Source organism: Kribbella sp. NPDC051586 (assembly GCF_044453965.1).
Lineage (GTDB): Bacteria > Actinomycetota > Actinomycetes > Propionibacteriales > Kribbellaceae > Kribbella.
Genome location: NZ_JBITDF010000004.1, coordinates 1,145,584 through 1,154,557 on the forward strand (window position 1 = coordinate 1,145,584; position 8,974 = coordinate 1,154,557).

Annotated in this window: 10 protein-coding genes; 4 read left to right on the forward strand and 6 right to left on the reverse strand. The window is 68.8% G+C overall.

The window, feature by feature from the left end; translation table 11 throughout:
* Nucleotides 1–2 precede the first annotated feature (2 nt).
* The 3 genes from ispF to ACIA58_RS32335 are packed head-to-tail and all read right to left on the reverse strand — an operon-like array spanning nt 3 to nt 1,688.
* Nucleotides 3–473, reverse strand: coding sequence for a 2-C-methyl-D-erythritol 2,4-cyclodiphosphate synthase (gene ispF, locus ACIA58_RS32325; RefSeq protein ID WP_396407598.1), 471 nt, complete (start codon nt 471–473; stop codon nt 3–5).
* On the reverse strand, nt 470–1,168 hold the full coding sequence (ispD, locus tag ACIA58_RS32330; protein WP_396407599.1) for a 2-C-methyl-D-erythritol 4-phosphate cytidylyltransferase: 699 nt from the start codon (nt 1,166–1,168) through the stop codon (nt 470–472). Before ispD ends, ispF begins: the two co-directional genes overlap by 4 nt.
* Nucleotides 1,169–1,202: 34 nt before the next feature.
* The gene (locus tag ACIA58_RS32335) at nt 1,203–1,688 is read right to left on the reverse strand and encodes a CarD family transcriptional regulator (RefSeq protein ID WP_130446326.1); all 486 of its coding nucleotides are present in this window, start codon (nt 1,686–1,688) and stop codon (nt 1,203–1,205) included.
* A gap of 275 nt (nt 1,689–1,963) precedes the next feature.
* On the opposite strand from ACIA58_RS32335, the gene ACIA58_RS32340 reads away from it, so the two are divergent.
* A complete protein-coding gene (locus tag ACIA58_RS32340; RefSeq protein WP_396407600.1) occupies nt 1,964–2,623 on the forward strand; it encodes a hypothetical protein in 660 nt (219 codons plus the stop codon).
* A 102-nt stretch (nt 2,624–2,725) separates the two neighbouring features.
* On the opposite strand, the gene ACIA58_RS32345 is transcribed toward ACIA58_RS32340, so the two are convergent.
* The 3 genes from ACIA58_RS32345 to ACIA58_RS32355 form a co-directional block, all read right to left on the reverse strand.
* Nucleotides 2,726–3,766: an iron-siderophore ABC transporter substrate-binding protein gene (locus tag ACIA58_RS32345; protein WP_396407601.1), complete on the reverse strand. Its 1,041-nt coding sequence runs from the start codon at nt 3,764–3,766 to the stop codon at nt 2,726–2,728.
* A gap of 83 nt (nt 3,767–3,849) precedes the next feature.
* A complete protein-coding gene (locus ACIA58_RS32350) occupies nt 3,850–4,527 on the reverse strand; it encodes a response regulator transcription factor (RefSeq protein ID WP_130383318.1) in 678 nt (225 codons plus the stop codon).
* Nucleotides 4,524–5,741 (reverse strand): sensor histidine kinase, encoded by a 1,218-nt coding sequence (locus tag ACIA58_RS32355; protein WP_396407602.1) that lies wholly within the window; start codon nt 5,739–5,741, stop codon nt 4,524–4,526. Before ACIA58_RS32355 ends, ACIA58_RS32350 begins: the two co-directional genes overlap by 4 nt.
* 196 nt (nt 5,742–5,937) lie before the next feature.
* On the opposite strand from ACIA58_RS32355, the gene phoU reads away from it, so the two are divergent.
* The 3 genes from phoU (at nt 5,938) to ACIA58_RS32370 (ending at nt 8,079) form a co-directional block, all read left to right on the forward strand.
* Complete coding sequence (phoU, locus tag ACIA58_RS32360) at nt 5,938–6,645, forward strand: phosphate signaling complex protein PhoU (RefSeq protein ID WP_396407603.1); 708 nt, start codon at nt 5,938–5,940, stop codon at nt 6,643–6,645.
* Nucleotides 6,646–6,835: 190 nt separating this feature from the next.
* Nucleotides 6,836–7,780 (forward strand): hypothetical protein, encoded by a 945-nt coding sequence (locus ACIA58_RS32365; RefSeq protein ID WP_396407604.1) that lies wholly within the window; start codon nt 6,836–6,838, stop codon nt 7,778–7,780.
* A gap of 83 nt (nt 7,781–7,863) precedes the next feature.
* Entirely contained in the window at nt 7,864–8,079 is a 216-nt protein-coding gene (locus ACIA58_RS32370) for a hypothetical protein (protein ID WP_396407605.1), read from the forward strand.
* Nucleotides 8,080–8,974 lie beyond the last annotated feature (895 nt).

Consider the following 8,974-nt stretch of genomic DNA (forward strand, 5'->3'; position numbering starts at 1 on the left):
GATCAGTAGATGAGGGCGGTTGCGATGGCGACGATGCCTTCGGCGCGGCCGGGGAAGCCGAGGCCGTCGGTGGTTGCGGCGCTTACCGATACGTCGGCGTCGCAGGCGGCGGAGAGGACCTTCTCGGCCTCTTCGCGGCGGGCGCCGATTCTCGGCCGGTTGCAGACGATCTGTACTGCGACGTTCCCGATCTCGAAGCCGGCGGCGCGCACCCGGCGCGCGGCCTCCGCGACCAGCACGACCCCGGCCGCGCCGGCCCACTCGGGCTCGGCCGTGCCGAAGTTCGAACCCAGGTCACCGAGCTTCGCCGCGGTGAGCAATGCCGTACAGATGGCATGTGCCGCCGCGTCGCCGTCCGAATGACCTGACAGCCCCGCGGGCTCGTCCGGCCACTGCAGACCGGCCAGCCACATCGGGCGGCCGTCCTCCAACGGGTGTACGTCGACACCGTTGCCGACTCGCGGGATCTTCACCCGAGCCGCCTCTCCGCCAACAGAGCCTCGGCCAGCAGAAGGTCCTGCGGGCGGGTCACCTTGAACGCGTCCGGCGAGCCCTCGACCGTCTGCACCTTCACGCCGAGCCGCTCGCACATCATCGCGTCGTCGGTCACACCCGCGTCGGCGCCGGCGGCATGCGCGCGACGGAGCACCTCAGGAGCGAACCCCTGCGGCGTCTGAACGGCGACCAACGTCGAACGGTCGGGCGTGTCGACGACTTCGCCGCCCGGCCCGACCCGCTTGATCGTGTCCGTCACCGGCACCACCGGCACGACAGCGTCGGCACCGGACCGCACCGCGGCGACCACCCGCTCGATGGCGTCGGCGGGGACGAACGCCCGCGCCGCGTCGTGCACCAGGATGCAGTCGATCCCGTCGACCGGCACCACCTCGAGGGCAGCCCGGACCGAGTCGGGTCGCTCGGCGCCGCCCGCGACGACGAGGAGCTCCGCGTCCCCGACGTACGGCGCGAGCTCCTTCGCGACCGCCTCCTCCGCACCGGGCGGCACGGCGACCACGAAACAGCTGAGGTCGGCGGCGGTCGCTGCCTTCAGCCCACGCACCGCGTGGACCAGCAGCGAATCGCCACCGACCTCTCGAAATGCCTTCGGTGTCTCTCCACCAAGTCGCAGCCCCAGGCCGGCCGCGGGTATCACGACCGCGCTAGTCATCCCAGGACTACAACTTCAGACTGTGTCAACAGTCTTAGGAGGCGAGGACCTCGTCGAGGATGGCCTCGGCCTTGTCCTCGTTGGTGTGCTCAGCCAGGGCCAGCTCGGAGACCAGGATCTGGCGAGCCTTCGCCAGCATCCGCTTCTCACCGGCGGACAGACCGCGGTCACGCTCACGGCGCCACAGGTCGCGGACGACCTCTGCCACCTTCAGCACGTCACCGGAGTGCAGCTTCTCCAGGTTCGCCTTGTAGCGACGCGACCAGTTGGTCGGCTCCTCCGTGTGCGGTGCGCGCAGCACGTCGAAGACGCGCTCCAGGCCGGCCTGATCCACGACGTCACGCACGCCGACAAGATCGAGGTTGCACGCGGGGACCCGGACGACCAGGTCGTTCTGAGCGACGATCCTCAAGACCAGGTAGGTCTTGTCCTCACCTTTGATCTGACGGGTCTCGATGTCCTCGATGACGGCCGCTCCGTGATTGGGGTAAACAACCGTCTCGCCGACTGTGAAAGTCATGTGTGAAGTGCCCCTTTCCAAGATCTATCCTACCACGCAGTCGGTGGTCCGGTTCTGGCGTTTGCGCTGGTCAGGGGCCACTTCTCGCCTTGACAAACGCTCTCTTGCGTGCCTCGTACGCGCGTGAGCAGTTGCCTACTGCCCCCGTTGCCGGCATCCCGCCGTGAGGGCCTGGACACCCGAGGGCTACGCTGTGGGGCGCCGGAGGCGGCCGCCTGACGGCGTCACGAACTGTCGTAGACAGTGTCGAAACAGCTTGCACGAGAGGGATTCCAGTGCCGATCACGTTGTCCTCGCGGTTCGCCCGGCGTACTGCGCTGGCTGGTGCCGCCGCCACTCTCAGTATCGCGCTGGCGGCGTGTAGCGCGAGCTTCGATGCGCCGACCCTGCAGCCCTACCAGGCCGCCGAGGGCACGAACGTCGAGTCCGGGCAGCTCAAGGTCCGCAACATGCTGGTGCTGGCCGATGCCGACGGCAAGGGCGAACTGCACAGCGTGATCGTCAACAACAGCGACGACGCGGACACCCTGGTCAGCATCGCGCAGGCTCCGGCCGGGACGCAGGACGGCCAGGCGGGCGCCGACCAGCCGGCCGACGTGAAGTTCGAGGGCCTCACCCAGCCGGTCGAGCTCGAGCCGCACACCGCGCTCCGGCTGCCGGCCACCGACTCGCCGCCGATCGCCGAGGCCGGCGCCACGCCGAGCGCGACGCCGAGCGCGACGCCCTCCGAGACCCCGACCGCGGCGCCGACCGACACTCCGTCGGCCCCGAGCCCGGGCGCCGAGGACGGCGGACCGGCGATCATCGTCACCGGCGCGAAGCCGGGCCAGATGGTCAACGTGACCATCACCTTCGGCAACGCGGCGCCGATCTCGACGTACATCCCGGTCCTCACCGACGACCACTACTCCCCCTCCCCGGCGGGCAACGAGTAGTCCACCAGCACGACAGAACGGGCCGCCCCGGCGCGGGACGGCCCGTTCTGCTTGGTACGCCGAGCCGGTGGCCGAGGCTCGCCGTACAAGCTCAGTTCTTGCTCAGTTCTTACCGGCCGAGGCCGCCTTGGACAGGCCCGGGATGATCTTGTCCAGCACCCACGGGACGCTCAGGACGCTGACCGCGCTCATCCCGGAGATCACCTGCTGGTCCTGCATCGCGTACGCCCCGCCGCTCTTGACCGCCTTCAGCGACGAGTAGACCGGGTCGGCGAGGAACTTCTGCGTCCCGATCCCGTCGACGTACGCGACCAGCACGTCGGCGTCGACGTCCGCGACCTTCTCCTTGCTGATCGCGAGCGAGAACTCCTTCTTGGTGTTGGTCTTCTCCAGCGCCTCCACGCCCGGCGCGTTCTTGAAGCCCATCTCGTTCAGGATCTGCACGCGCGGGTCACCCGGCATGTAGACGTAGTTGTCCGCGCCGAACGAGCCGACCGTGATGGTCTTGTTCTTGAACTCCGGGTGCTCGGTGGCGACCTGCTTGATCTTGTCCTCGATGCCGGAGATCAGCTTCTCCGCGTCGGCCTTCTTGCCGAGCGCCTCACCGACCAGGAGCGTCTGGTCCTGCCAGGTGGTCTGCCACGGAGCTCCCGGGTACGCGACGGTCGGCGCGATCCCGCTCAGGGTCTTGTACGTCGCCTCGTCGAACCCCTCGTACGGGGCCAGGATGACGTCCGGCTTCAACGCCGCGATCTTCTCGAACGGGTACTTGTCCCCGGTGTCGAGCAGCGTCGTCTTCGACTTGTCGAACTTGTCCGCGTCCCACGCGGTGACACCGTCCGGGGTCGGGCCGTAGGTGACCTTCGGCATCCCGGCCGGGGTCTCGCCGAGCGCGTAGACCACGTCCTGCGCGTTCCAGCCGAGCGTGACGATCCGCTCCGGCTTCTTGGTGATCGTCGTGTCACCGAACGTGTTCTTCAGCGTGACCGGGAACCCGGACTGTGACGAACCGGCCGTACCGGCCGATGTGTCGGCCTGCTTGTCGCCGTCACTGCCACAGGCGGCCAGCGTGGTCGTAGCGAGCAGCACGGCGGCGACCGCACCTGTGGCAGCTCGTGCGACCCGCGTACGGGACCAGGACATATGAACTCTCCTTAGACCAATTGCCTCAACTAAGGAGAGCCTAAGCTAACCTCGCCGATCGTCGCGACCTGCGGGGATGTGACTCAGGACTCGAACTTGTAGCCCAGGCCACGCACTGTGACCAGATGCGCCGGGTTCGACGGGTCCTTCTCGAGCTTCGAGCGCAGCCGCTTCACGTGCACGTCCAGGGTTTTGGTATCGCCCACGTAGTCGGCGCCCCAGATCCGGTCGATCAGCTGACCGCGGGTGAGCACCCGGCCGGTGTTCCGCAGCAGCATCTCGAGCAGCTCGAACTCCTTCAGCGGCAACCGGATCTCGGTCCCGGACACCGTCACCACGTGCCGCTCGACGTCCATCCGGACCGGCCCGGCCTCGAGCGTGTCCGGCAGCAGTTCGACGTCCTGCCCACGCCGCAGTACGGCGCGCACCCGGGCGAGCAGCTCGCGCGGGCTGTAGGGCTTGGTCACGTAGTCGTCCGCGCCCAGCTCGAGCCCGACGACCTTGTCCACCTCGGTGTCCTTGGCGCTCACGATGATCACCGGGACGTTGCCCCGGCTGCGGAGCGCCCGGCAGACCTCCGTGCCGGACAGACCCGGCAGCATCAGGTCGAGCAGGACGATGTCCGCACCGGCGCGGTCGTACTCGTCCAGCGCGTCCGGCCCGGTCTCCGCGACGGCGACCTCGAAGCCTTCCTTACGCAGCACGTACGACAGCGCGTCGCTGTAGCTCTCTTCGTCTTCGACGACCAGCACTCGGGTCACGAAGCTGTCTCCTTTGCGATCTGACCTGCGGGGGTAGGCGGCAGGTAGGCGGCCGGCTCTTCCTGGCTGGAGGAGTCGGTCTGGCCCGGCGCGGGTTCGAGCCGCAGCGGGAGTCTCACGGTGAAGGTGGAGCCCTGGCCCTCGACGCTCCACACCCGTACGTCGCCGCCGTGGATGGAGGCGATGTGCTTGACGATGGACAGGCCCAGGCCGGTGCCGCCGGTCTCCCGGCTGCGGGCCCGGTCGACCCGGTAGAAGCGCTCGAAGACACGCTCCAGGTCGCTGCTCGGGATGCCCACGCCCTGGTCCGACACGGTCAGCTCGACCAGGTCGCCGATCGGGTGCGCGGCGACCGCGACCCGGGTGCCGTCCGGGCTGTAGTTGACGGCGTTCTCGACCAGGTTGCCGATCGCCATCGCCAGCTGGTCCTCGCTGCCCATCACCTCGAGGTCCGGCTCGGTCTTCACCACGATCTTGATGTCGCGGTCGTCGGCGTCGATCCGGCAGCGGTCCACCGCGGTCTCGATGATCGCGTTGACGTCGACCGGGCCCGGGTTCTCCAGCGGGTCGTCGCCCTGCAACCGGGACAGCTCGATGATCTCCTTGACCAGGCGGCTGAGCCGGGAGGCCTCGATCCGCATCCGGTCCGAGAACCGCTGCACCGCCTCCGGATCGTCGGACGCCTCCGAGACCGCGTCGGCGAGCAGGATCAGCGCGCCGACCGGGGTCTTGAGCTCGTGGCTGACGTTGACGGTGAAGTCCCGCCGGATCGCCTCGAGCCGGCGCTCGCGGGTCCGGTCCTCGACCAGCACCAGCACCAGCTGGCTGCCCAGCGGGGCAACCCGGGCGCTGACGTACTGCGTGGCGCCGAGCCGGCCGCGGACGATCTCCAGGTCCTGCTGGCGGATCTCGCCGTCCCGCCGGGTCTGGCGGACCATCGTCAGGATGTCGTCGACCACCAGCCGCTCACCGCGGACGATGCCGAGCACGTGCGCCGGGGCGCTGGCCTGCAGCACCTGGTCCTCGGGGCCCATCACGACCGCCGACGAACGCAGTACCGACAAGACGGTGGCGACGCCGGCCGGGACGATCGGGTCCGAGGTCTCCGGGATCTTGCGCTGGGCCCGCTCCGAAAGCATCATCGCACCGAGCGAAAGCAGGGCCAGGGCCGCGCCGATGACGCCGCCCAGCACCGCAGCCAGCGTGGGGTCCACGGCAACGATGCTACGCGGGCAACCAGCAGGGAAAGACCGAATGAGCACCGGATGACCGGGACACGACCTAACTGTTCATCGGTCGTTCACCACTCGTCGCCGTCCGGCAACCTCGACGGCATACGGTCACCGGTGGACGGGCACCGTGCGGGTGCCCGGCCGCGGCACCGGACACCACAGATCGGATTCGAACACCATGCGTGACACCTACCACGAGCAGCTCGACGACATCCTCGCCGAACTGGAACGGATGACGCGGACGGTGTCCACCGCCGTACGCCGGTCGACCGCCGCGCTGCTGGAGGCCGACATCCGCAAGGCCGAGGAGGTCATCGCGGCAGACATCCAGCTCGATGCCGCCGGCGAAGGCGTGGAGGAGAAGGTCTTCGAGCTGATGGCCCGGCAGTCGCCGGTCGCCAACGAACTGCGGATGCTGGTCGCCGCGCTGCGGATGGTCGCCGACCTCGAGCGGATGGGCGACCTGGCCGCGCACGTCTCGAAGATCGCCCGGATGCGCTATCCGGCCCCGGCGATCCCGGCCGAGCTGCACGACGTGATCGAGTCGATGGGCTCGGTCGCAGGCAAGATGGTCGACGCCGCCGGCGACGTGATCGCCACCCGCGACGTCGAGGCCGCCGGCAAGCTCGAAGCCAGCGACGACGAGATGGACAAGCTCCGCTCCAACCAGTTCCGCCTGATGATGGACGAGGACTGGCCGCACGGCGTGGAGGTGGCCGTCGACATGGCCCTCCTCAGCCGCTACTACGAACGCATCTCCGACCACGCGGTCGCCATGGCCCGCCGCGTCGTCTACCTCGTCACCGGCGAGCTCCCGGTAGCCATCGGCGGCACGGCGGCCGGCTCCGGCGCAGGCGCCTCCGCGCCGAACCCGAACGGCAACTGACCCCCTCCGATTTCCGTAGCCCCCGGCAACCATTGGTTGCCGGGGGCACTTTTGTTACGACGGGTCCTTCAGCTGGTGCTGAAGGCGATCTCGATCTGGTCACGTTCAGTGGTCGATGTAACGGCGGGTACTCGCGGCGCGATGGGACGAGAAGTGACCTGAAAGACTTCTCCTGAAAGAGGATCCGCCCATGAGGCTGCAACGACTCGCCCTCGCGATGGCAGGGATGGGCCTGCTCGCTGCGTCCGTCGTGTCTGCGCCGGCCACCGCCGGTACGACCGACTCGAAGCCCTGGTCCGACCGGACCAAGCAGACGAACACCACCAAAGCCGGCTCGGCCTGCTTGGTCTCGACCGCCTTCCCGAGCGCGGCGGGCACCGTGTCAGAGGCCGACGCGATCGCCGGACGGCCGGCGCAGGGGCTCCAGTACGACGCGTTCAAGTTCGTCGGAACCCGCGCCAACGCCACCTGGTACCTGGCGTCGAACGCCGCGCTCACCCAGTTCTACTACTACGGCCTGCTGCTGCAGGGCGGGAACCTTTACCGCCACACGACGTACATCTACGAGGACGACCGCGCCCCGCTGGCGACCTTCAAGAAGGTCGGCAGTGGCTGGACGAGCTTCAAGACGATCGCCACGTCGAACCTGAACACCTACAACGCCCGCCACGCGTTCCTGTACGGCCTGAACAGCAACGGCAGCCTGTACCGGTACTCGATCGTCGGCGCCGGCATCAAGTCGTACGGCTCGTTCCCGGGCTTCAAGGGCTTCAAGACGATGACCGTCATCAGCGAGAACGCGGCGTACGACACCCTGCTGATGACGACCACCGCCGGCGCGCTGTGGACCGTGCGGATCCCGACCGCCGCCTCCACCAAGCCGATTCTCAAGCGGATCCGCACCGGCGGCTGGCAGAACTTCGAGTCCCTGGTCGTCGAGAACTGCGGTAACCGTGGCGGTCTGCTGATCGTGGGCGTCGACAACAACACCCAGACCGGCACGCTCTACGCCATGAGCAAGGCCAACGGCGCGGCCACCGCGCTGACCGGCTACGGCCCGATCCACGACGTCGTCTTCAACGGCGTCGACACCGTCCGCGAGACGTCGTACTACGACCAACTCGTCGGCGAGTAACTCCGAACAAGCAGCCCTCGGCAACCACCCGGTTGCCGAGGGCTGCTTGCTTTTCCGGGCGCGATCACCGATATCTTCACCGGATGACAGACGCCTCCGAGACCGACCGCCTCGTCAACACCGACGTCTCCACGCTGACCGCCACGGAGCTGCGTGCCCACCTCGAGGAGGTCGAACGCCGGATGAAGGAACTCCTACGCGCCGAACGCGACCTCCTGGAGGCCAACGCAGAAGTCCTGTCCGCCCACCCCACCCTCCAAGCCCGCCTGACCCACCTCCGCACCACCGCCCTCGACTGACAACCAACAAGCGCCATGCGGCAGGCGGCAGGCGGCAGGCGGCAAGCGGCAGGCGGCAGGCGGCAGGCGGCAGGCGACCCACCCCAGCCAGGCGACGCACCGCTGCCCAGGCGATACCCAGGCGACCTGGCCAACGCCGACGTCGGCTGTCGCCGTCGCCTCGCGCACGGCGTCAAGACGCGCGAGCAGCCGGGGGATCCACCCGCACCACCGAAGGCACTCCGGCCGACGCCCGCCATAGGCCGACCCGCACCGAAGATGCCCGCCGTCACCTGCAGTCTTCCCAAGCCGCCTTGGCTAACGACCTCGCACACCACGTAGGCCTTGTAAACAAGCCGCGGGGACTGTGAACAGGTTATGACCTGTTCACAGTCCCCACCAGCTGTGCGCAGTCTCGGTCCAGGGCCCGCAGCTCGCCCGCCACACCCCGCAAACCGCAGTCACCCGCCAAGCGCGGCAACTCTCAGTTCCCGCCCCGGCGAATCCGGCAACAAACAGCCGCGCCACAGACGCGTCCTTTGCTCGCCAACCGCAGAAGCCCTCGGCGAGGCGGCAGCCGTGGGCCGCACCCGGCACCCGGCGAAGCCAGCAATAAACAGCCGCGCCGACGGCGGGCCCCCTGCCCGCGAACTACAGCTAACCGCACGCGGGGACATGCGCCAGCGGTCCGGTCCCGCGGCCCGGCGGTGCCGGCAATAAGACAGCCGCGCCGACGGCGCGCCTTGCCCTCGAGCCGGAGTTGCCAAGCCCGGGCCCATCCGCGGCCCCGCGAAGCCGGCAATAAAACAGCCGCGCCGAGGGCGCGCCTTGCCCTCGAGCCGGAGTTGCCAAGCCCGGGCCCATCCGCGGCCCCGCGAAGCCGGCAATAAAACAGCCGCGCCGAGGGCGCGCCTTG

Excerpts from the sequence above, each read along its gene's own strand:
- ACIA58_RS32345 (WP_396407601.1), bottom strand. The coding sequence starts at position 3,766 with ATGTCCTGGTCCCGTACGCGGGTCGCACGAGCTGCCACAGGTGCGGTC.
- ACIA58_RS32365 (WP_396407604.1), top strand. The coding sequence starts at position 6,836 with ATGAGGCTGCAACGACTCGCCCTCGCGATGGCAGGGATGGGCCTGCTC.
- ispD (WP_396407599.1), bottom strand. The coding sequence starts at position 1,168 with ATGACTAGCGCGGTCGTGATACCCGCGGCCGGCCTGGGGCTGCGACTT.
- phoU (WP_396407603.1), top strand. The coding sequence starts at position 5,938 with ATGCGTGACACCTACCACGAGCAGCTCGACGACATCCTCGCCGAACTG.
- ACIA58_RS32370 (WP_396407605.1), top strand. The coding sequence starts at position 7,864 with ATGACAGACGCCTCCGAGACCGACCGCCTCGTCAACACCGACGTCTCC.
- ACIA58_RS32335 (WP_130446326.1), bottom strand. The coding sequence starts at position 1,688 with ATGACTTTCACAGTCGGCGAGACGGTTGTTTACCCCAATCACGGAGCG.